Below are 21,006 nucleotides of genomic sequence, written 5' to 3' on the forward strand. Positions count from 1 at the left end.
GATAGCGAAAAGGTCACACCCGTTCCCATACCGAACACGGAAGTTAAGCTTTTCAGCGCCGATGGTAGTTGAGGGTTTCCCTCTGTGAGAGTAGGACGTCGCTAGGCAAAGAAAAAAGCACCTGAGTGGGTGCTTTTTTTGTTTATTCATAATTAGATAAAAAAGCACCTATCAAGGTACTTTTTCACTAGTTCATATATTAGGAGAAAATCTCGGGCATATTAATTTTTCTAAGTTTTGATATATAATATTTATATTTTGGGTCTGTTGTTGGCGTAGCCACTAAACTTCGTTCACATTCCACGCAAATAAATGAAGTGTATAGATGTATTCCTTTCGGTTTGGACTGCTCACAAACAACACAAATTTCCCCCAGCTGTTTTATAGCCATAATCGGTTCCAAAATAACTCCACCTCCATACACCTATTGTTACCAAGATCCACTATTTGTATACAATTTTTCGAATAATCTTTTCGATAGATTGGTTGAATACTATTTTATGTATGATAAGTAAATCGTTGTATGTCTACATGAGTACTTTTAAAAAATAAATAAGAATAAAAAGGACTAGTTTGTTAAAATAGACAAGTATGATACTCGAAAAAGATAAGAGGGATGTCATGTGAATCAAAAACACACCCCACTATATGATGCATTAATCCAACATAAAAATAAAAAAGCAATTTCCTATCATGTCCCAGGGCATAAAAATGGAGAGGTGTTTTTAAAAGAAGCTCATCCGGTATACCAAAATATTTTGACTGTCGATGTAACCGAACTATCAGGTTTGGATGATTTACATTCTCCTAGTGAGGCCATTCTTGAAGCAGAAACTTTGTTGGCTGATTATTATGAGGTGAAAAAAAGTTTCTTTCTTATAAATGGTTCAACGAGTGGAAATTTGGCTATGATCCTTTCAGCTGTAGGTGAAGGAGATGACGTTCTTGTTCAAAGGAATTGTCATAAATCAATCATGAACGGGCTGGGCTTGGCCAATGCAAACCCGATATTTATAACCCCGGAGTTTGACACAGACTGGCAAGTAGCCGGAGGAATAACATTAATTAGCATTAAAGAAGCAGTAAAGGACTATCCTCAGGTTAAAGCACTAATTGTTACATATCCCAACTATTATGGAATGGTAACTAACCTAAAGGAGATTATCACTTTTTGCCATGAACACAACATTATGGTTTTAGTGGATGAAGCACATGGCGCCCATTTTAAAAGAAGCAAGGGGTTTCCAATGAGTGCTACAGAACTAGGTGCAGATGTGGTCGTACAATCTGCACATAAGACATTGCCAGCAATGACCATGGGATCCTACTTGCATTACAATAGTGAAAGGGTTGACTTGGGTAAGTTAAAGCTGTTTCTCCGTATGTTACAATCTAGTAGTCCATCTTATCCTATTATGGCTTCTCTTGACCTTGCTAGAAAGTATATTGCAACATATGAGGAAGAAGACTTACACTATACTCTTCAAATGATCTCTCAGTTTAGAGAAAAGTTGAATGGGATTCCATCTATTAAGCTTCTCACTTATAAAGGTGAAGGAGATCCTTTAAAAGTAACGATACAATCAAGAACATCTTTAACTGGTTTTGACCTGCAGTCAAAATTAGAGGAGTTTGGAATCTTTACAGAGTTAGCAGATGAGCATAATGTACTTTTTATTTTCCCACTCTTAAAAAGAGGAGATTTCTATCCTATAGAGGAAGTATGGTGTGCAATAAAAAAAGGAATTGGGGATGAAGAAACCTCTGAAAGGAACTTACGGAAGTTAACTAAAGGACCTTCTATTTCAACTTTACAAATGTCATATAAGGAACAGCAAAAAAAGAAAGTAGAAATTATTCCTTTATCAGAGGCAAGTGGACGAGTATGTGCAGAGAGTATTATTCCTTATCCTCCTGGTATACCGTTAATATTACCAGGGGAATTAATAAAAAGTGAAGATATTTTGCAGATACACAACTTATTAGAGGCTGGATCGAGATTTCAAGGTGGAGAAAATATAAAGAATCACAACTTAAAGGTATTTTATCATTAGAAACAAGTGAATTAGTTGGAGGGTATTATGAGTAAGGGTTTATTTATTACAATAGAGGGTCCAGAAGGTGCTGGGAAAACAACCATTATTGGAATGCTAGCAACCGCATTAATCGAACGAGGTATGAAGGTTATAGTAACGAGGGAACCAGGCGGCATTCCGATTGCTGAGCAAATTCGGGAAGTAATTTTGAATAAAGAAAATACAGCCATGGATGCGCGAACAGAAGCATTACTATATGCAGCAGCAAGACGTCAGCATTTAGTTGAAAAGGTATTGCCGCATTTACAAGAAGGATCTATCGTTTTATGTGATCGATTTATTGATAGTTCATTAGCATATCAAGGGTATGCAAGGGGACTAGGGATAGATGAAGTATATAGCATTAATCACTTTGCCATTGAAGGAAGGATGCCAGATACTACTTTTTATTTTGATATTGATCCTGAAATTGGTTTGAACCGAATTGGCCAACATAAAGGAAGAGAAGTAAATAGACTTGATTTGGAAGAACTTCATTTTCATGAAAAAGTGAGAGAAGGATATTATCTCCTGCTAGAGCGGTATAAGGATAGAATCATAATGATTGATGCATCACAGTCTGTAGAACATGTTTTTCAGCAGGCTTTAAATAACTTATTAGAAGTGTTAGATAAAGAATAAGAGGGAAAGTGTCTTACAAGTTAAGGCACTTTATTTTTTTAGTAAAGTAATCCTTGAATTTCCTATTTTAGATTATAGGTTAGAGCATGGTACAACGCTAATTACCTGTTATAATAAAGGTAATAATTCAGAATATATTATACCGCTAAGGGGTGGATGATATGAAATTAATTTTAGCAGTCGTGCAGGATCAAGATAGTAACCGGTTATCCAATGCTTTAGTTGATAATAATTTTCGGGCAACAAAACTTGCAACTACAGGAGGATTCTTGAAATCGGGGAATACTACCTTTATGATTGGAACGGAAGATATACGTGTAGAGAAAGCCTTGCAGATTATAAAGGATAATTGTAAATCAAGAGACCAGATGGTGGCTCCTGTTTCTCCAATGGGAGGGAATGCAGATTCCTATGTTCCATTTCCAGTGGAGGTAGAAGTAGGAGGAGCCACAGTTTTTGTTTTACCTGTTGAGCAGTTCCATCACTTTTAATAGCGAGGTCATCTATGAAGATTAATCAGGATATGCGTTTAAATACAGATAAGATTCGATCCGAACAAAAGGCAGCGACAAACACTAGTTTAAAATTTAATGAGCTCGTCCAAAAACAGGATCAAAAAATGCAAATCGGCCAACTTCAAAACCTCCTAAAGGATATTGAAAGTGCGGGTGAAAGATTATCGAGGTCAAGAACATTCAAAGACCTTTCAAAGTATAAGACATTAGTCAAAAGGTTTGTGAAGGAAGCAGTTGATTTTGGCATGGACTTAAAGCAGTCACATAGCTGGAATCAGTACGGACAAGGAAGATCGTTGAAAATTGTTGAGACGATCGATGAAAAGTTAGTGGAGTTAACCGAGGGAGTACTTGAAAAGGAAGAAAACTCTATTGATTTGTTAGGTAAAATAGGTGAAATAAAAGGTCTTTTAATTAATTTATATACGTAAGTGAGTGAGACGATGCTTAAAACTTGGGATGAGATGGATCAAGTGCAGCCAATGGTTGGGAAGCTATTAATAAACAGTATACAAAAGGACAGGTTAGCTCATGCCTATCTGTTCGAAGGTATGAGAGGAATCGGAAAAAAAGAAGCTAGTTATTTATTAGCTAAAAGCCTTTTCTGCTCAAGTCCTATCGACAACTATATCCCATGTGATTCATGTAGTAATTGTAAAAGGATTACTAGCGGTAATCACCCAGATCTCCATTTGTTAGAGCCAGATGGGCTTTCGATAAAGAAAAAGCAAATTCAAGATTTACAAGAGGAATTCTCCAAAACAGGCGTGGAATCAAAGAAAAAAATGTACATTATTGTGCATGCGGATAGAATGACAGGGAATGCAGCCAATAGTTTGCTAAAGTTTTTAGAAGAGCCGCATTCAGAGACAACAGCTATTTTATTAACCGAGGGATCTCAGAAAATGCTCCCTACTATATTGTCTCGTTGTCAGATTATTAAATTCCAGCCCTTCTCTCCTGCTATATTAATAAAAAAATTGGATGAACATGGGGTAGAAAGAACAAAAGCTCCTATAATTGCCCAACTTACCAATAATTTAGATGAGGCTTTGGAGCTAAGTCATAACGATTGGTTTGCACAAGCTCAAAAAATAGTGTTAAAATTATATGAAGTGCTAAAAAAGAACCCACTCGAAGCTTTGGTGTTGCTTCAAGAGGAATGGTTTTTACACTTTAAAGAAAAAGAACAGTTTGATCAAGGTTTAGACTTACTTCTTCTATTATATAAAGATTTACTATATTTACAGCTTGAGAAATCAAATCAAGTCGTTTATGTCAGTGAAATGACCCGTCTGCAGCAATATGCTCTCCATGCTTCAGGAAGGCAAGTTGCAGATGGATTATCTAGTATATTGGAGGCAAAAAGAAAGCTGCAAGCCAATATGAATCCCCAGCTCCTAATGGAAGAGCTGGTGTTACGATTGCAGGAGGGATCTTCATTTGTATAATGTAGTTGGAGTACGCTTTAAAAAAGCGGGTAAAATATATTATTTTGATCCCGGTGATCTCTCAATTCAAAAGGATGAATTTGTTATTGTTGAAACAGTAAGAGGAGTCGAGTATGGCAAGGTGGTCATTGCTCCGAAACAGGTTGATGAGCATGATGTTGTGCTTCCTCTTAAGAAAGTCCTTAGAATTGCTGATCAAAAGGATCGTTTAATTGTTGAAGAAAATCGTTTTGCGGCAAAGGAAGCATACGATGTTTGCTGTGAAAAAGTATCTACACATCAACTGGATATGAAACTAGTGGATGTTGAATATACATTTGACCGAAATAAAGTGATTTTTTATTTTACAGCTGATGGTCGGGTTGACTTCCGTGAGCTTGTAAAAGATTTAGCGGCTATATTCCGTACAAGAATTGAACTTCGTCAAATTGGTGTTAGAGATGAAGCAAAAATGCTTGGCGGTATTGGTCCGTGTGGTAGAATGCTATGCTGTTCAAGCTTTCTAGGTGATTTTGATCCGGTTTCTATAAAAATGGCAAAAGATCAAAATCTCTCATTAAACCCAACAAAAATCTCAGGGTTATGCGGACGTCTTATGTGCTGTTTAAAATACGAAAATGATGAATATGAGTCTGCAAAAGAGCTACTACCTGATTTAGGTCAAGTCATCACTACACCACAAGGTCCTGGTCGTGTAGTAGGGTTAAATATACTGGAAAGAGTACTCCAGGTTGAACTGGCTGATCATGAGCGTGTCCTCGAATATACTCTCGATGAAATATTAAAGGAAGGCGCTGTATAGATTCAATCCACAGATTAATGAGGTGGAAGGCGTGAATAAAAAAGAAATTTTTGATTCAGTAAGCAATATGGAAGCACAAATTGGGCATCTATATAAGCAATTAGGTGAGTTAAAGAAACATTTAGCTGAAACGCTTGAAGAAAATAACTCCTTAAAGCTAGAGAATGAGCACTTAAGGAAACACCTTGATCGAACATCCATCGAGAGGCAACAGCAACCAAAAGTAAGTAAAAGCAAAAAAGGTAAAAAAGCAGAGGAGACTCAGAACGAAAAAATTGTTGATATAGGTGAAGGATATGATAACCTTGCTCGCCTTTATCAAGAAGGATTTCATATCTGTAATCTTCACTTTGGAAGTCCTAGAAAGGATGACTGTTTGTTCTGCTTATCCTTTTTAAATAAAAAATAAGAGGGTCTCCTTTGACAAGGGGGCCTTTTTTTCGGAGAATAAAGGAATTGAGGTAGGAGGACAAAACGATATGTTAAAAGGCGACGAACGTTTGGATTATTTATTAGCTGAGGACCTTCGGATTATCCAAAGTCCAACAGTTTTTTCATTCTCTCTAGATGCTGTATTATTAGCAAGATTCGCTTATATGCCTATCCAAAAAGGAAATGTTATTGATTTATGTAGTGGAAATGGAGTGATTCCCCTATTTTTAAGTACAAGAACAAAGGGGAAAATAACGGGAGTAGAAATACAGGAACGTCTATACGATATGGCGGTAAGAAGTGTTCAATATAATCACCTTGATCAGCAAATTGAGATGATCCATGGAGATATTAAGGAAATGCCAAAGCGTCTTGGTCATGGGAAATTTGATGCAGTTACATGCAATCCTCCTTACTTTTTAACTGATGGAAAAGAAGAGAGAAATGAGAATGAGCATTTAGCGATTGCCAGACACGAAATCCTATGTACTCTAGAAGATGCCATTTCTGTATCTAGTCAGCTTGTTCGCCAAGGCGGAAAGGTCGCATTTGTTCATCGCCCAGGACGACTGTTAGATATCGTGACTTTAATGAGACAATACCATTTAGAACCTAAGCGAGTACAGTTTGTTTATCCAAAGGTTGGAAAAGAAGCCAATATATTATTAGTAGAGGCAATCAAGGACGGAAGCCCAGATTTAAAAGTACTTCCTCCCATGTTTGTCTACCGTGACAACAACGAATATACTGATGAAATGAAAGAAATATTGTATGGAGAAAATGAAGGAAAAGCGGAAGTGGGTGGTCTACATGTGGGAACAAAAAAGCTTTGAAAATGAGGAGAATAAAGGGATTTTATATTTGGTTCCTACTCCCATTGGGAATTTAGAGGATATGAGTTTTAGGGCCGTTAGAATGATGAAAGAGGCAGATTTCATAGCAGCAGAAGACACTAGAAATACAAAAAGGCTATGTAATCACTTTGAAATAGATACACCAATTGTTAGTTACCATGAGCATAACCGGATGGTAAGTGGAGCAAAATTAATCGAAAAGCTAAAGGGAGGAGCAAAGATTGCTCTTGTTAGTGATGCAGGAATGCCAACCATTTCAGATCCTGGTTATGAACTGGTAGTGGAAGCAACCCATGAACAGATTGCAGTTGTCCCTTTACCAGGAGCTAATGCGGCATTAACTTCGCTTATAGCATCAGGTATACAAACACAGCCCTTTTACTTTTATGGATTTTTATCAAGACAGAAAAAGGATAGAAAAAAAGAGTTGGAATTACTAAAAAATCAACAAGCGACAATGATCTTTTATGAGTCACCACATCGGTTGAAAGAAACACTTCAGCAAATCGAGGAGATTTTAGGAAACCGACAGATGACCATATGTAGAGAATTAACAAAAAAGTTTGAGGAATTCATTAGAGGGACTACCTCTGAATTGGTGGAATGGGCCAATCATGGAGAAGTGCGTGGAGAATTTTGTTTAATAATAGAAGGAAACAAGGAAGAAGCAACAGTAGAAGAAAGCTGGTGGGAGAGTTTATCTATTCTCGATCATGTAGAGCATTATATTTCTGTTAAAGGACAATCATCTAAAGAAGCTATTAAGGAAGTTGCAAAGGATCGACATTTACAGAAGCGTGAAGTGTATCAGGCTTATCATATTCAAGAATAAAAAAAGCTTCTCTTTATCTGAGAAGCTTTTTGTTGAAATTATTTAGATACTTGAAAGTTGTTTTGGATTTCTTGAAGTAGTTGTTCTGCACCTTCACGGCTAAGAATTAACTTTCCGCCTGCTAGTGTGATATTATCATCAGAAACTTCACCAGTTACTTGGCAAGTCATATTTGGCTTGTATTTTTTAAGGATGATACGCTCATCGTCAACGTAAATTTCTAATGCATCCTTTTCTGCAATACCAAGTGTACGTCTTAATTCAATAGGAATAACTACACGACCAAGCTCATCAACTTTACGAACAATACCAGTAGATTTCATATTTTTTAGCTCCTCTCAAATCTCCATTTTATTTATTTTTTCTATCTCTTATTCGTCATTATTCGACAAATTTCTTTTATGTTTTTATAATACCAGCCATTCCCAAAAACGTCAATAACTTTATATCTGATTAAATTAGAAAATATTAGAAGTGAAAGAACATTGGTACATCAACGTTCTTAAGGTATGTTAGAATGTTTTTTAAGTTTTTTATAAGAAATAATGAAAAAACGTATGTCGACAAATGCTTGTAATTTAATACATCATTCGACAAGAACCAACAAACGTTGTTATATGAAAGTAGGTATAAACGGTAGGGGTAAGTGGAAAAGGCTAAATAGTTGATTATATTGCACATTTCTTCATAATTAGGTATATTTTGATGAGATAAGAGGTTATGCTGACGAGTATAAGAAGTGACTCGATTCAGAATGATAATCGGATGAGGAGTGAGTGATTTGGGTGAGAAGAGAAAGACATTTTATTTAACAACACCAATTTATTATCCTAGTGGAAACTTACATATTGGACATGCATATACAACGGTAGCTGGAGATGCGATGGCTCGTTATAAGAGGTTACGTGGGTTTGATGTAATGTATTTAACGGGTACAGACGAACATGGTCAGAAAATTCAACGCAAGGCAGAGGAACAAGGAATTACTCCTCAAGCATACGTTGATGATATTGTCGCTGGAATTCAGGAACTTTGGAAGAAGCTTGATATTTCGTATGATGATTTTATTCGAACGACACAAGACAGACATAAAATGGTGGTTGAGAAGATATTTTCTCAACTTCTTGAACAAGGGGATATTTATCTTGATCAATATGAAGGTATGTACTGTACTCCATGTGAATCTTTCTTTACTGAAAGACAACTTAATGAAGGGAACTGTCCAGACTGTGGTAGATCTGTAGAAAAGGTGAAAGAAGAATCTTACTTCTTTAAAGTAAGTAAGTATGCGGATCGCCTGTTGCAATATTATGAAGAAAACCCTGGTTTCATTCAACCTGAGTCTCGTAAGAATGAGATGATTAATAACTTTATTAAACCAGGATTAGAGGATCTTGCCGTATCGAGAACGACGTTTGACTGGGGTGTTAAGGTACCAGGTAATCCTAAGCATGTTATTTATGTATGGATTGACGCTTTGTCCAATTATATTACTGCTTTAGGCTACGGCACCGAGAATGCTTCTAAATATGAAACCTATTGGCCAGCGGACGTACATTTAGTTGGGAAGGAGATTGTTCGATTCCATACCATCTATTGGCCAATTATGCTCATGGCGTTAGATCTTCCACTTCCTAAAAAGGTGTTCGCTCACGGTTGGCTTCTTATGAAAGATGGGAAAATGTCTAAGTCTAAAGGCAATGTGGTAGATCCAGTTACATTAATTGACCGTTATGGACTTGATTCCCTTCGTTACTATTTACTAAGAGAAGTTCCATTTGGAGCAGATGGGGTGTTTACACCTGAAGGGTTTGTTGAAAGAATTAACTTTGATTTAGCGAATGATTTAGGAAACCTATTGAATCGTACAGTTGCTATGATCAATAAGTATTTTGATGGAACGATTCCAATGTACCAAGGTTCAAAGGGAGAATTCGAAGGACAGCTACTTCAAGTAAATGAGGAAACGGTGAAAAAGTATGAAGAAGCAATGGAAAAGATGGAGTTTTCAGTTGCTCTTACAGCACTTTGGCAGTTAGTTAGCCGAACTAATAAATTTATTGATGAAACATCACCTTGGGCTTTAGCAAAAGACGAGGAGAAAAAAGATGAGTTAGCAAGTGTTATGGTTCATTTAGCTGAAACACTTAGACGAGTGGCTATATTGCTTCAGCCATTCCTAACAAAGACACCAAAAGCAATATTTAAACAGCTTTCTATTATAGAAAGTAGTCTTCAGTCCTGGGAAAGTCTCGAAAAATTCGGGATGATTCCAGAAGGTACAAAGGTGGAGAAAGGTGAACCTATTTTTCCGCGACTTGATATCCAAGAAGAGGTATCCTTTATTAAAGAAAAAATGCAATCTTCTGTGAAGCCTGCTGTAGAAGAACCCAAAGCAGAAGAAATTCCAGAGGTTGAGGAAATCACGATTGATGACTTTATGAAGGTTGACTTACGAGTAGCACAAGTAGTAGAAGCAGAGCCGATTAAAAAAGCGGATAAGCTGTTAAAGCTACAGTTAGATCTTGGTTTTGAACGTAGGCAGGTAGTTTCGGGAATTGCTCAATTTTATAAACCAGAAGATTTAGTTGGACAAAGAGTCATCTGTGTTACGAATTTAAAGCCGGTAAAATTACGTGGTGAATTGTCCCAGGGAATGATTCTTGCAGGTCAAAAGGATGGAATTATGTCATTAGCCACAGTGAGTGACTCTCTTCCGCTAGGAGCGAAAGTAAAATAAGGAATAAAGGCATACTAAGATAAAACATAGAAATGTTTCACGTGTAACAATACACATGGCTCATTCCTATGTTTTTCTTATCTTTCTGTTAAAATAAGGAATCAGTGAGTGGGATTAATAGATTTAATAGTTGAGAAACAAATAATATATATGTAACAGAAAAATAATATTGGAGGAAATAAATGTTATTTGATACGCATGTACATTTAAACGCAGAACAATTTTCAGAAGATTTAAATGAGGTAATTGACCGAGCAAGGCTGGAAGGTGTCCAAAATATGGTGGTTGTAGGATTCGATCGACCAACCATTTTAAAAGCAATGGAATTAATTGAAGAATATGATTTTATCTATGCAAGTATTGGATGGCATCCTGTTGATGCGATTGATATGCGTGATGAAGACTTGGTGTGGATTGAAGAGCTTGCAAAACATCCTAAAGTTGTAGCTATTGGGGAAATGGGACTTGATTATTACTGGGATAAGTCACCAAAAGACGTACAACAAGATGTATTTAGAAAACAAATACAGTTAGCTAAAAAGCTGAAACTGCCTATTGTCATTCACAACCGAGAGGCAACAGCGGATATTGTTACCATTTTAAAAGAAGAAAAAGCGGCTGAGGTAGGGGGCATTATGCATTGTTTTAGTGGAAGTGTGGAGGTCGCAAAGGAATGTGTGGAAATGAACTTCTATATATCCCTAGGTGGACCGGTTACATTTAAAAATGCGAAAAAGCCGAAAGAAGTGGCACAAGAGATTCCGTTAAATAAGCTTTTAATCGAAACAGATTGCCCGTATCTTGCCCCACATCCATATAGAGGGAAAAGAAATGAACCAAGTTATGTGAAGTTAGTTGCGGAACAAATTGCTGAACTAAAGGGTCTTAGCTACGAGGAAGTTTCACAGGTTACAACAGAAAATGCAAAAATATTATTCGGCATAAATTGATAAGGAAACCTGTCGAATAAAATAAAAGCTTGTCCAAATCTTTTCTTTTTCTAAAAAGTTCTACATGTCTCCTTTCTCTCATAGGATAACCATGTCGACAACTCTCTCTTTCTTTTTTGAACTCTATTAGTCATAATAGGGAATACGTTCAGAGGAAAATCCTGAGGGTTGACAGGCGCTAAGATACTTTATATAATCACTCCGAGAGAAAAGGGGGCGTTTTTCATCGTGATCCAAAACATGAAAAACCTGTTTTCTAGGTCTTTGAGGACAAAGAAGTGGGCCATTATCTCTGCTAGTTTCATAGTTTTGACAACAGCTACTGGATTTACGGTTTATGAATCCACCAAGGAAACTGTTACCATGACAATGGATGGCCAAGAACGTATCATCAAGACACACGCAGCCACAATTGAAGATATTTTCGACGAACTTGACATCGCTCTTCGTTCAGAAGACTATGTGTTTCCCTCGGCAAACACAAAGGTTAAAGACAACTTAGAAGTTGTTTATAACCCTGCTAAACAGGTCCAAATGGTAAAAGACACCGAGAAAAAAGCAGTTTGGTCTACAGCGGATACTGTAGAAGAGTTCCTAAAGGAACAAGAAATTACACTTACTGAGCACGATAAGGTTACACCTGATTTAGACACTGCAATCAAGAAGGATATGGACATTGAAGTAAACATTGCGTTTCCATTCAAGTTAAATAACGGTGGTACAGAAGAAGAAGCATGGACTACTACTTCGACTACGGTCGCTGACTTTTTACTACAACAAGGAATCACTCTAGGAGAACTAGACCGTGTAGAGCCTGAAAAAGACTCAGTTATTCAGAAAGATGCTGTTGTTAGCATCATTAGGGTTGAAAAAGTCACCGATGTAGTGGAAGAACCGATTCATTTTGCAGTTGTTACAAAAAATGATAGTAATCTATCAAAGGGCACAGAAAAGGTAGTAACTCCGGGTCAAGAAGGATTGAAGACAAAGGAGTATGAGGTAGTATTAGAGAATGGAAAAGAAGTCTCTAGAACACTTCTAAAAGAAACACAGGTTAAAGAGAAGCAAGATAAGGTTGTAGCGGTAGGAACAAAGGTTAGTACCCAAACCGTATCACGTGGTAGTGACAGTGTGAGCAAGGAGTTTTTTGTTACATCCACTGCTTATACAGCAAGTTGTAATGGCTGCTCTGGCATTACTGCAACGGGATTAAACCTTCATGCTAATCCAGGAGCGAAGGTTATTGCCGTCGACCCAAGTGTTATTCCACTAGGAACAAAGGTGTATGTAGAAGGCTACGGCTATGCAGTTGCTTCCGATAAAGGGACAGCAATTAAGGGAAATAAAATCGATGTGTTTTTTGCGTCGAAAGCAGATGCCTATCGTTGGGGTCGTAAAACGGTTAAAATTAAAATTCTTAACTAATTCATTTATGCAGGGGGGCTGCCCTCTGCTTTTTTGTGTTTTTGTCCGCTTTTCATTACAATTGGTTTATACTATATAGACGAATTAAGTAGCAAGAATGTTTCATTTTTATTTCAATTATTTTAATTTTTTTTCAGAAAGACTGTTTATTTAATGGTATGTGTATTGGGAGGAGTTTATGAAGATACAGGAAATTATCGTTGTGGAAGGTAAAGACGATACGACAGCCATTCAAAGGGCTGTAGATGCTGATACAATTGAAACAAATGGTTCTGCGTTAAATGAGGATACCATCAATAAGATAAGAAGGGCCCAACAGACAAGGGGAGTTATTGTTTTTACTGATCCAGACTATCCTGGTCAAAAAATAAGACAAACAATCGCTGAGCATGTACCAAATTGCAAGCATGCCTTTATCCCAAAGGAGAATGCGCTACATAAACGAGGGAAGGGTGTTGGTGTTGAACACGCTTCAGTAGAAGAGATTCGAAAGGCTCTTCGCCATGCTCACCTTATGAAGGAAGAAGTAGAAGTACAGATTACTCAAGAGGATTTGCTAACAGCAGGTCTAATCGGTGGGCCAAAGGCAAAGGAGAGGCGAGAGAAACTCGGTAAACTTCTTTCGATTGGGTATACAAATGGAAAGCAACTTTATAAGCGACTGCTGATGTTTCAAATAAGTAAAACAGAGTTCTCTAAAGCACTAGCCGTTATTTTTCAGGAGGAAACAGATGAATAAAGATATCGCTACCCCTGTAAGGACACAGGAAATACTAAAGAAGTTTGGTTTTTCTTTCAAAAAAAGCTTAGGTCAAAACTTCTTGATTGATACCAATATTTTAAAAAGAATTGTTGATCACGCTAATTTAACCGAACAGTCCGGAGCCATTGAAATTGGGCCAGGGATTGGGGCATTGACAGAGCAGTTAGCAAGAAATAGTGAAAAGGTGGTTGCGTTTGAAATTGACCAGCGATTGCTACCGATTCTAAAAGAGACACTAGCTCCCTATCCGAACACAACGATTATTCATGAAGATGTGTTAAAAGCAAATGTAAAGGAAGTTATTGAGGAGCAGTTTGAAGGCATAGAAGACATCATGGTTGTAGCCAATCTACCATACTACGTAACCACTCCGATTATTATGAAGTTATTAGAGGAGAAACTCCCAATTAGAGGGATTGTTTGTATGCTTCAGAAAGAAGTAGCCGACCGAATTGCTGCGAAACCTGGTGGGAAGGAATATGGCTCTCTTTCAATTGCTGTCCAATATTATACGGAAGCGGAGACGGTGATGGTTGTACCGAAAACTGTCTTCATGCCTCAACCAAATGTGGATTCTGCGGTTATTCGATTAACCGTTAGGCAAGAGCCTGTAGTTAAAGTTCGAAATGAAGACTTTTTCTTTCAAGTAACAAGAGCTAGCTTCGCTCAGCGTAGGAAAACGATTTTAAACAACTTAACAAGCCAACTACCCGACGGAAAGATTAAAAAGGACAAGATATTGCAGGCGCTTGAAAAAGCTGAAATTGAGCCTTCTAGAAGAGGAGAGACATTGTCGATTGCTGAGTTTGCTCAACTTAGCGATGCTTTGCTCGACCATTTTGCTTAAAAAGACCCCACTGAGGGTCTTTTTTAATGGGAATTACGTTATTTATTTTGAACTCTGTCTAGCTCCAGCGCCTAGCCCCTCTAGGTCATAAGCCAAATCACTCCAGAAGGCAGGCCTTCCTGCGCGATTCGTCTTATGTTTGTCGGGGCTAAACAAGGCGCTTCCGCTTTTCTATATATCACGACTTTTAAGCTACGTGCATAGGATAATTAAGAATTATTCTATTTGAATGCTCTGTTTTTTTTGGGCTAATTGGAGTGACTACATTGACGATCAACCTTTTGGATGTCGTTGGGAGAGTTTCGTATAATTGTGATATTATCTTTCGGGTTATAGATATACGAGAAGAAAAGGGAAAGAAGCTTGCTATATTATATGGGGAGGATTTTCGACTAATTGCTGATGCACCCTATGAAGATTTGGTCATGATTGATCAAAACACCCGATCAAAAGTAGCTTCGGAGTATCAAACACTAGAGGAACAATCTTACCAGTTTTTTCGGCAGGATGTAGACCTTTTGCAGTTTAAACAGGAGTTTGAGGTAACTGAAGGTTATAGTAAGCCGTTTAATTATTTTCAAGTGCCAGGCAAAGTGTTACATCTTGATGGCGATCCTTCCTATTTGCAAAAGTGCTTAACTTTATATGAAAAAATAGGAGTACCAGTAACAGGCATACATGTAAACGAAAAAGAAATGCCTAATAAAATAGGGGCATTGATCGATTACTATCGTCCAGATATCCTCGTTATAACAGGGCATGATGCCTATTCAAAGTCCAAGGGGAAACCTACGGATATCAATGCATATCGGCATTCAAAGCACTTTGTTCAAACAGTAAGAGAGGCCAGAAAGAAGTTCCCTCATCTCGACCAGTTGGTCATATTTGCAGGAGCCTGTCAGTCCCATTTTGAATCATTGATTCAAGCAGGTGCTAACTTTGCAAGTTCCCCTTCAAGAGTTAACATACACGCCCTTGACCCTGTCTATATTGTAGCTAAAATTTCCTTTACTCCGTTTATGGAGAGAATTAACGTATGGGATGTATTAAGAAATACGTTAACGGGAGAAAAAGGACTCGGAGGAATCGAAACAAAAGGCGTACTACGAACGGGTATGCCTTATAACAAAGGCAATCATGAATGAGATTCGGTTTGAAATTATAATAGGTTTACTTGTGAAGTGCAAAACGGCAAATCTCATAAACTCCACAGTCAAAAAGGATTAGAGATGGAACTATCTCTAATCCTTTTTGACAATGCGTCCGTAACTCAGAGTTTGATAAATAAGCGGAGAAATTTCTCTTAATTAGGAAAATGCACTGAATATAGCTAAAATAGACGGAAGGATTCCGACTATTGACTCGAAAAACTTGAAAATGAATAATTTTGCTTTGCTTAATCGGAAAAACTCCGCTTATATCCCCCGAACTAAACCCTATTCTGGAGTCTAACGGAAAAACTCCGCTTATGTTTTAATTGATTATGTTGCGCATCTAAGGTACCAAAATTGAACGGTGTTTTTTTGTTTCAAAATTCGGTACATATTTCAAAATAAATAGGTAATCCTAAAAATGTTGAAAATTAGAAGAAAATGCTGAACAAAAAATATTGACTTTTATTTTTAAACACTGTTATAATTTATTATTTTGTTTGACTATACAGTGTAAATGTGTTATACTTTACATAGTGAGGTGGACCGAATGGCAAAAACTTTGGTTGATATTAAAAAAGCTCTTGATTCAAATTTAGGAAAAAGACTTTTGCTCAAGGCCAATGGTGGTCGAAGAAAGACGATTGAAAGATACGGAATTCTTGCAGAAACGTATCCATCTGTGTTTGTAATTGAGTTAGATCAAGAAGAAAATGCTTTCGAACGTGTATCGTACAGCTATGCAGACGTTTTAACAGAGACGGTTCAAATTACCTTCTATGAAGATACAACAGGACAAATGGCACTAAGTTAAGGTTGTCCTTATCGTGTAAGCAGTGAACTTTGGTTTGCTGCTTTTTAATTTGTTTTTTATTTTATATTTTCTTTTAAAAACTATACATATATTTAATCAAATTTTCTCTAAAAGCTAATGAATTTCTAACCACTTCAACATAATAAGAGTGTCGTGATGAAGAAAGGGGATGTTAATCGTGAGCAGAAGAAGAGGGATGATGTCAGAAGGGTTTAAAGAGGAACTAGCGAAGGAGCTAGGGTTCTATGATGTCGTTCAAAAAGAGGGTTGGGGCGGCATTAAAGCAAAAGATGCTGGCAACATGGTCAAGCGTGCGATTGAAATAGCGCAACGGCAGTTAACGGAAAAGCGCTAAAAGCAGCAACCTTTTTACTTCATGCGAGAGTTAACTAACAATTCGAATTCATTGCGACAGAAGCCGGAGAAAACTGATTCTCCGGCTTTTTTGTGTGGAGAGGTCTTACTTTTATCGTTTTGTGGTAAAATAGGACAAAAATGGACTAGAGAGAATGTTTAAAGTAGGTGGAGATGTTGAAGCTTCTAATAAAAGCTCCTGCAAAAATCAATTTATCGTTAGACGTATTACATAAACGATCGGATGGGTTTCATGAAGTAGAAATGATCATGACAACGATAGACCTTGCTGATCGAGTCGAATTAACCTTTTTAGAAGAGGATACCATTCGAATTAATTCTCAAAATCGGTTTGTTCCGGACGATCAAAGAAATCTAGCCTTTCAAGCAGCAAAGCTATTGAAAGAAAGATTTCAAGTGAAAGCTGGGGTTCATATTTCTATTGAGAAAAATATCCCTGTTGCGGCAGGTTTAGCTGGTGGAAGCAGTGATGCAGCGGCAACTTTAAGAGGATTAAACAAGCTTTGGAAACTGAACTTAACATTGGACGAGCTTGCAGAGTTAGGTTCTGAGATTGGGTCGGATGTGTCTTTTTGTGTTTACGGTGGAACAGCGTTAGCAAAAGGACGTGGAGAAAAGATTACACAACTTCCTCCACCTCCTACTTGTTGGGTAGTTTTAGCAAAGCCCTTTATTGGTGTTTCAACAGCAGATGTGTACAGAAGGCTTGAATTAAGTGGAATAAGTCATCCAAACCTTCCTGCAATGGTCGAGGCGATTAAGGAAGGAAGCTTCGAAGGTGTTTGTGGCAATGTTGGAAATGTGTTAGAGGATGTCACTCTGAAGCTCTATCCAGAGGTTGCTCAAATCAAGGATCAAATGCAACGATTTGGTGCAGATGCGGTCTTGATGAGTGGAAGTGGTCCAACTGTTTTTGCCCTTGTTCACCATGATTCAAGAATGCACCGATTGTACAATGGGTTGAGAGGATTTTGTGACCAGGTTTTTGCTGTACGTATGCTAGGAGAACGCCATACCCTTGATTAAATCCGTACATTAATGGTATATTATCGTTAAAACATTCGGATATGGGAGGTCTATTATGAAGTTTCGTCGAAGCGAAAGGTTAGTAGATATGACGAATTATTTGCTTGAGCACCCCCAGCAATTAGTTTCACTTTCTTTCTTTTCAGAAAGGTATGGTTCCGCTAAATCATCCATAAGTGAAGATTTAGCAATCATAAAAGAGACTTTTGAGAAGAGAGGAATTGGAACGCTGAAAACGGTTCCTGGAGCATCAGGTGGTGTAAAGTTTACCGTAAAAGTATCAGATGAGGAAGCAAGGCCAATTATTAACGAATTATGCGGCCTAATAGCCGATCCTGATCGGTTATTACCAGGTGGATATCTTTATATGACAGATATATTAGGAGATCCAGCTATTGTTCAAAAGGCTGGTCGCTTGCTTGCTTCTGCTTTTACAGAAGAAAAAATTGATCTTGTTATGACAGTTGCAACGAAGGGGATTCCTTTGGCTTATGCAGTAGCAAGTCATTTAAATGTGCCGGTTGTTATCGTGCGCAGAGATAATAAAGTAACGGAAGGTTCAACCGTAAGTATTAACTACGTGTCTGGCTCAACAGGAAGAATTCAAACGATGGTTCTGTCAAAACGTAGCATGGATCAAGGAGCTAACGTTTTAATTGTTGATGATTTTATGAAAGCAGGCGGAACGGTTAACGGAATGATTAGTATGTTGAATGAGTTTAATGCTAATTTAGCTGGAATTGCCGTACTGGTGGAAGCAGAAAAAATCGAAGAGAGACTAGTGGATGATTATTTATCCTTAGTAAAGCTTTCGGATGTAGATGTAAAAGAAAAGCAAATCCAAGTGAATGAAGGAAATTATTTTTTACATAAACAGGAGGAATTAGTATGAAAGTAGTTCAAACAAATCAAGCACCTGCAGCTATCGGGCCGTATTCTCAAGGCATCGTGGTAAACAATATGTTTTTTAGCTCTGGTCAGATTCCTTTAACAGCCGAGGGTGATTTACTACAAGGAGATGTAAAAGAACAAACGCATCAAGTATTTAAAAACTTAAAGGCCGTCCTGAAAGAGGCAGGAGCTTCTTTAGAAACAGTAGTAAAGGCAACTGTATTTATTAAAAACATGGATGATTTTGCAGCAGTAAATGAAGTGTATGGGGAATATTTTTCGGTACATAAACCAGCTCGTTCTTGTGTGGAAGTAGCAAGATTGCCGAAGGATGTATTAGTAGAAATCGAAGTAATTGCACTCGTCAAATAAGACGAGTGTTTTTTTTATGAGATATTTTCTAAGAAACTACAAATTCGTCCATAATTTTGACTAATTTTTCAAAAAAAATCGAATTAGAAGAAGGAGATATGAAAAATTTGTTGAATATTTAAACGTAGATTATATCTAATTGTGCAAAGGTGGTGAACAGGATGGAAGTAACAGACGTAAGATTACGCCGCGTTAATACAGACGGACGTATGAGAGCAATCGCATCCATTACGCTTGATAATGAGTTTGTTGTTCACGATATCCGCGTGATAGACGGAAATAACGGATTATTCGTTGCTATGCCTAGTAAACGCACACCAGATGGAGAGTTCCGCGATATCGCTCATCCGATCAATTCAGGTACACGTGGGAAGATTCAAGAAGCAGTTTTAGCTGAGTACCACCGCTTAGGTGAATTAGAAGTTGAATTTGAAGAAGCCGGTGCTTCCTAAAAAAAATAAACAACAAGGGCCTACTTCCTAAGGGTAAGGCTCTTTTTTATGTATCTGTATCCATTTTTTCTCTCCAACCTACTACTACCCATAAAAATAAATGGTTAAACCTTCTTTTATGTTAAAATCATGCAGTTTTTTATCTGTTCTTGAAAAATACGAGTATTTAAGATATATTCTTAATGGATAAAAAGGTATATTGGAGGCCTGTAAATGTCGAATCGGTATGCGGTAGTATTAGCCGCAGGTCAAGGAACTAGAATGAAGTCAAAACTGTACAAAGTTCTCCATCCTGTTGGTGGTAAGCCTATGGTGCAGCATGTAATCGATCATGTGAAAAAGCTTAATATAAACAGTATTGTAACGGTTATTGGACACGGAGCGGAACTTGTAAAAGCACAGCTGGGTGAAGAGAGCAGCTACGTGCTTCAAGAACAACAGCTTGGAACAGCACATGCTGTTATGCAAGCAACGGATATACTAAAGGATAAAGAAGGTATTACCATTGTCGTATGTGGCGACACGCCATTAATTAAGGCAACGACGATGGAAGCATTGTTTAAGCATCATGAAGAGACTTCTGCTAAAGCAACGATTTTAACAGCATGGACAAATGATCCGACAGGCTATGGACGTATTATTAGAAATGAAGATGGATCGGTTGAAAAAATTGTTGAGCATAAAGATGCAACGAATGAAGAACGCTTAGTAAAAGAGATTAATACGGGAACGTATTGCTTTGATAATAAAGCCCTCTTTGACGCACTATCAAAGGTTTCAAATGATAATGTCCAAGGAGAGTACTATTTACCAGATGTTATTGAAATTCTAAAAAATGCTGGCGAAATAGTAACCGCATATCAAACAGAAGATTTTGAAGAAACATTGGGTGTTAATGACCGAGTAGCATTAGCTGAAGCGGAACGAATCTTTAAAGAACGTACGAATGAGTGGCATATGCGTAACGGTGTTACAATCATTGATCCTTCAAGTACATATATTGGTCCGGATGTAGAAATTGGTCAAGACACCATTCTTTACCCAGGAACGATATTAGCTGGTGGAACTGTTATTGGAGAGGATTGTATTATTGGTCCACAAACTGAAATCCACAATTGTAAAATAGGCAATGGAACGTCTATCCGTCAGTCAGCAGCTTACGATAGTGAAATTGGTAGTGAGGTTGCCATTGGTCCGTTTGCGCACATAAGACCTCAATCGAATATTCATGATGATGTGAAAATTGGAAACTTTGTTGAAATAAAGAAAGCTGTATTTGGCAAAGGAAGTAAGGCTTCCCATTTAAGCTATATTGGAGATGCTGAAGTTGGTAGCAATGTAAACATTGGTTGTGGATCGATTACGGTGAACTATGATGGGAAAAATAAGTACTTAACAAAAATCGAAGACAATGTATTTATAGGTTGTAATTCAAACCTTGTAGCTCCAGTTAGAGTAGGAGAAGGAGCGTATGTAGCAGCTGGGTCAACCATCACTCACGATGTTCCAGGAGAAGCACTTGCTATAGCTAGAGCAAAGCAAGTAAACAAAGAAGATTATGTTTCAAAATTAAATAGCAAAAAGAAATAAGCAATCG

General features: G+C 37.5%; 24 protein-coding genes and 1 rRNA gene. 23 read left to right on the forward strand and 2 right to left on the reverse strand.

The window, feature by feature from the left end; all coding sequences use genetic code 11:
• Positions 1-107, forward strand: a 5S ribosomal RNA gene (gene rrf, locus ACVBAX_RS23480); the annotation flags it as partial.
• Positions 108-199: 92 nt separating this feature from the next.
• On the opposite strand, the gene ACVBAX_RS23485 is transcribed toward rrf, so the two are convergent.
• Positions 200-391, reverse strand: coding sequence for a sigma factor G inhibitor Gin (locus tag ACVBAX_RS23485; protein ID WP_430777111.1), 192 nt, complete (start codon positions 389-391; stop codon positions 200-202).
• A 232-nt stretch (positions 392-623) separates the two neighbouring features.
• On the opposite strand from ACVBAX_RS23485, the gene ACVBAX_RS23490 reads away from it, so the two are divergent.
• The 9 genes from ACVBAX_RS23490 (at position 624) to rsmI (ending at position 7,603) form a co-directional block, all read left to right on the forward strand.
• The gene (locus tag ACVBAX_RS23490) at positions 624-2,054 is read left to right on the forward strand and encodes an aminotransferase class I/II-fold pyridoxal phosphate-dependent enzyme (RefSeq protein WP_447119236.1); all 1,431 of its coding nucleotides are present in this window, start codon (positions 624-626) and stop codon (positions 2,052-2,054) included.
• A 27-nt stretch (positions 2,055-2,081) separates the two neighbouring features.
• The gene (gene tmk, locus ACVBAX_RS23495; RefSeq protein WP_447119238.1) at positions 2,082-2,717 is read left to right on the forward strand and encodes a dTMP kinase; all 636 of its coding nucleotides are present in this window, start codon (positions 2,082-2,084) and stop codon (positions 2,715-2,717) included.
• A 161-nt stretch (positions 2,718-2,878) separates the two neighbouring features.
• Positions 2,879-3,208, forward strand: coding sequence for a cyclic-di-AMP receptor (locus ACVBAX_RS23500; protein ID WP_119706193.1), 330 nt, complete (start codon positions 2,879-2,881; stop codon positions 3,206-3,208).
• Positions 3,209-3,222: 14 nt separating this feature from the next.
• A complete protein-coding gene (locus ACVBAX_RS23505; RefSeq protein WP_447119240.1) occupies positions 3,223-3,663 on the forward strand; it encodes a YaaR family protein in 441 nt (146 codons plus the stop codon).
• Positions 3,664-3,675: 12 nt separating this feature from the next.
• The gene (gene holB / locus ACVBAX_RS23510) at positions 3,676-4,683 is read left to right on the forward strand and encodes a DNA polymerase III subunit delta' (protein WP_447119242.1); all 1,008 of its coding nucleotides are present in this window, start codon (positions 3,676-3,678) and stop codon (positions 4,681-4,683) included.
• Positions 4,676-5,485, forward strand: coding sequence for a PSP1 domain-containing protein (locus ACVBAX_RS23515; protein ID WP_160549850.1), 810 nt, complete (start codon positions 4,676-4,678; stop codon positions 5,483-5,485). The genes holB and ACVBAX_RS23515 overlap by 8 nt, the downstream gene beginning before the upstream one ends.
• A gap of 31 nt (positions 5,486-5,516) precedes the next feature.
• Positions 5,517-5,894 carry a DNA replication initiation control protein YabA gene (gene yabA, locus ACVBAX_RS23520; protein ID WP_119706197.1) on the forward strand — a complete coding sequence of 126 codons (378 nt, stop codon included), beginning with the start codon at positions 5,517-5,519 and terminating at the stop codon, positions 5,892-5,894.
• Positions 5,895-5,964: 70 nt separating this feature from the next.
• Positions 5,965-6,750, forward strand: a complete 786-nt coding sequence (locus ACVBAX_RS23525; RefSeq protein WP_447119245.1) for a tRNA1(Val) (adenine(37)-N6)-methyltransferase — start codon at positions 5,965-5,967, stop codon at positions 6,748-6,750.
• Entirely contained in the window at positions 6,728-7,603 is an 876-nt protein-coding gene (gene rsmI, locus ACVBAX_RS23530) for a 16S rRNA (cytidine(1402)-2'-O)-methyltransferase (RefSeq protein WP_447119247.1), read from the forward strand. The genes ACVBAX_RS23525 and rsmI overlap by 23 nt, the downstream gene beginning before the upstream one ends.
• 38 nt (positions 7,604-7,641) lie before the next feature.
• On the opposite strand, the gene ACVBAX_RS23535 is transcribed toward rsmI, so the two are convergent.
• Positions 7,642-7,926 (reverse strand): AbrB/MazE/SpoVT family DNA-binding domain-containing protein, encoded by a 285-nt coding sequence (locus ACVBAX_RS23535; protein ID WP_066059282.1) that lies wholly within the window; start codon positions 7,924-7,926, stop codon positions 7,642-7,644.
• 458 nt (positions 7,927-8,384) lie between these two features.
• Between ACVBAX_RS23535 and metG the strand changes: the two genes are divergently transcribed.
• The 13 genes from metG (at position 8,385) to glmU (ending at position 20,999) form a co-directional block, all read left to right on the forward strand.
• A complete protein-coding gene (gene metG / locus ACVBAX_RS23540; protein ID WP_447119249.1) occupies positions 8,385-10,343 on the forward strand; it encodes a methionine--tRNA ligase in 1,959 nt (652 codons plus the stop codon).
• 182 nt (positions 10,344-10,525) lie between these two features.
• Complete coding sequence (locus tag ACVBAX_RS23545; RefSeq protein ID WP_447119251.1) at positions 10,526-11,293, forward strand: TatD family hydrolase; 768 nt, start codon at positions 10,526-10,528, stop codon at positions 11,291-11,293.
• 240 nt (positions 11,294-11,533) lie between these two features.
• Positions 11,534-12,718 carry a ubiquitin-like domain-containing protein gene (locus ACVBAX_RS23550; protein ID WP_447119304.1) on the forward strand — a complete coding sequence of 395 codons (1,185 nt, stop codon included), beginning with the start codon at positions 11,534-11,536 and terminating at the stop codon, positions 12,716-12,718.
• Positions 12,719-12,896: 178 nt separating this feature from the next.
• Positions 12,897-13,457: a ribonuclease M5 gene (gene rnmV, locus ACVBAX_RS23555; RefSeq protein WP_447119253.1), complete on the forward strand. Its 561-nt coding sequence runs from the start codon at positions 12,897-12,899 to the stop codon at positions 13,455-13,457.
• Positions 13,450-14,328: a 16S rRNA (adenine(1518)-N(6)/adenine(1519)-N(6))-dimethyltransferase RsmA gene (gene rsmA / locus ACVBAX_RS23560; RefSeq protein ID WP_447119255.1), complete on the forward strand. Its 879-nt coding sequence runs from the start codon at positions 13,450-13,452 to the stop codon at positions 14,326-14,328. Before rnmV ends, rsmA begins: the two co-directional genes overlap by 8 nt.
• A 266-nt stretch (positions 14,329-14,594) precedes the next feature.
• The gene (yabG, locus tag ACVBAX_RS23565) at positions 14,595-15,473 is read left to right on the forward strand and encodes a sporulation peptidase YabG (protein WP_447119257.1); all 879 of its coding nucleotides are present in this window, start codon (positions 14,595-14,597) and stop codon (positions 15,471-15,473) included.
• Positions 15,474-16,029: 556 nt separating this feature from the next.
• On the forward strand, positions 16,030-16,293 hold the full coding sequence (gene veg / locus ACVBAX_RS23570) for a biofilm formation stimulator Veg (RefSeq protein WP_066059266.1): 264 nt from the start codon (positions 16,030-16,032) through the stop codon (positions 16,291-16,293).
• Positions 16,294-16,471: 178 nt separating this feature from the next.
• Positions 16,472-16,648, forward strand: coding sequence for a small, acid-soluble spore protein, alpha/beta type (locus ACVBAX_RS23575; protein WP_447119259.1), 177 nt, complete (start codon positions 16,472-16,474; stop codon positions 16,646-16,648).
• Between the two features lie 176 nt (positions 16,649-16,824).
• Positions 16,825-17,694: a 4-(cytidine 5'-diphospho)-2-C-methyl-D-erythritol kinase gene (gene ispE / locus ACVBAX_RS23580; protein ID WP_430777079.1), complete on the forward strand. Its 870-nt coding sequence runs from the start codon at positions 16,825-16,827 to the stop codon at positions 17,692-17,694.
• A 55-nt stretch (positions 17,695-17,749) separates the two neighbouring features.
• Complete coding sequence (gene purR, locus ACVBAX_RS23585; RefSeq protein WP_430777080.1) at positions 17,750-18,586, forward strand: pur operon repressor; 837 nt, start codon at positions 17,750-17,752, stop codon at positions 18,584-18,586.
• Positions 18,583-18,957 (forward strand): RidA family protein, encoded by a 375-nt coding sequence (locus ACVBAX_RS23590; protein ID WP_447119261.1) that lies wholly within the window; start codon positions 18,583-18,585, stop codon positions 18,955-18,957. The genes purR and ACVBAX_RS23590 overlap by 4 nt, the downstream gene beginning before the upstream one ends.
• A gap of 161 nt (positions 18,958-19,118) precedes the next feature.
• Positions 19,119-19,409 (forward strand): septation regulator SpoVG, encoded by a 291-nt coding sequence (gene spoVG / locus ACVBAX_RS23595; protein ID WP_003347151.1) that lies wholly within the window; start codon positions 19,119-19,121, stop codon positions 19,407-19,409.
• 213 nt (positions 19,410-19,622) lie between these two features.
• Positions 19,623-20,999 (forward strand): bifunctional UDP-N-acetylglucosamine diphosphorylase/glucosamine-1-phosphate N-acetyltransferase GlmU, encoded by a 1,377-nt coding sequence (glmU, locus tag ACVBAX_RS23600; RefSeq protein ID WP_430777082.1) that lies wholly within the window; start codon positions 19,623-19,625, stop codon positions 20,997-20,999.
• The last annotated feature ends 7 nt before the right edge of the window (positions 21,000-21,006 follow it).

Source organism: Robertmurraya sp. GLU-23 (genome assembly GCF_052983275.1).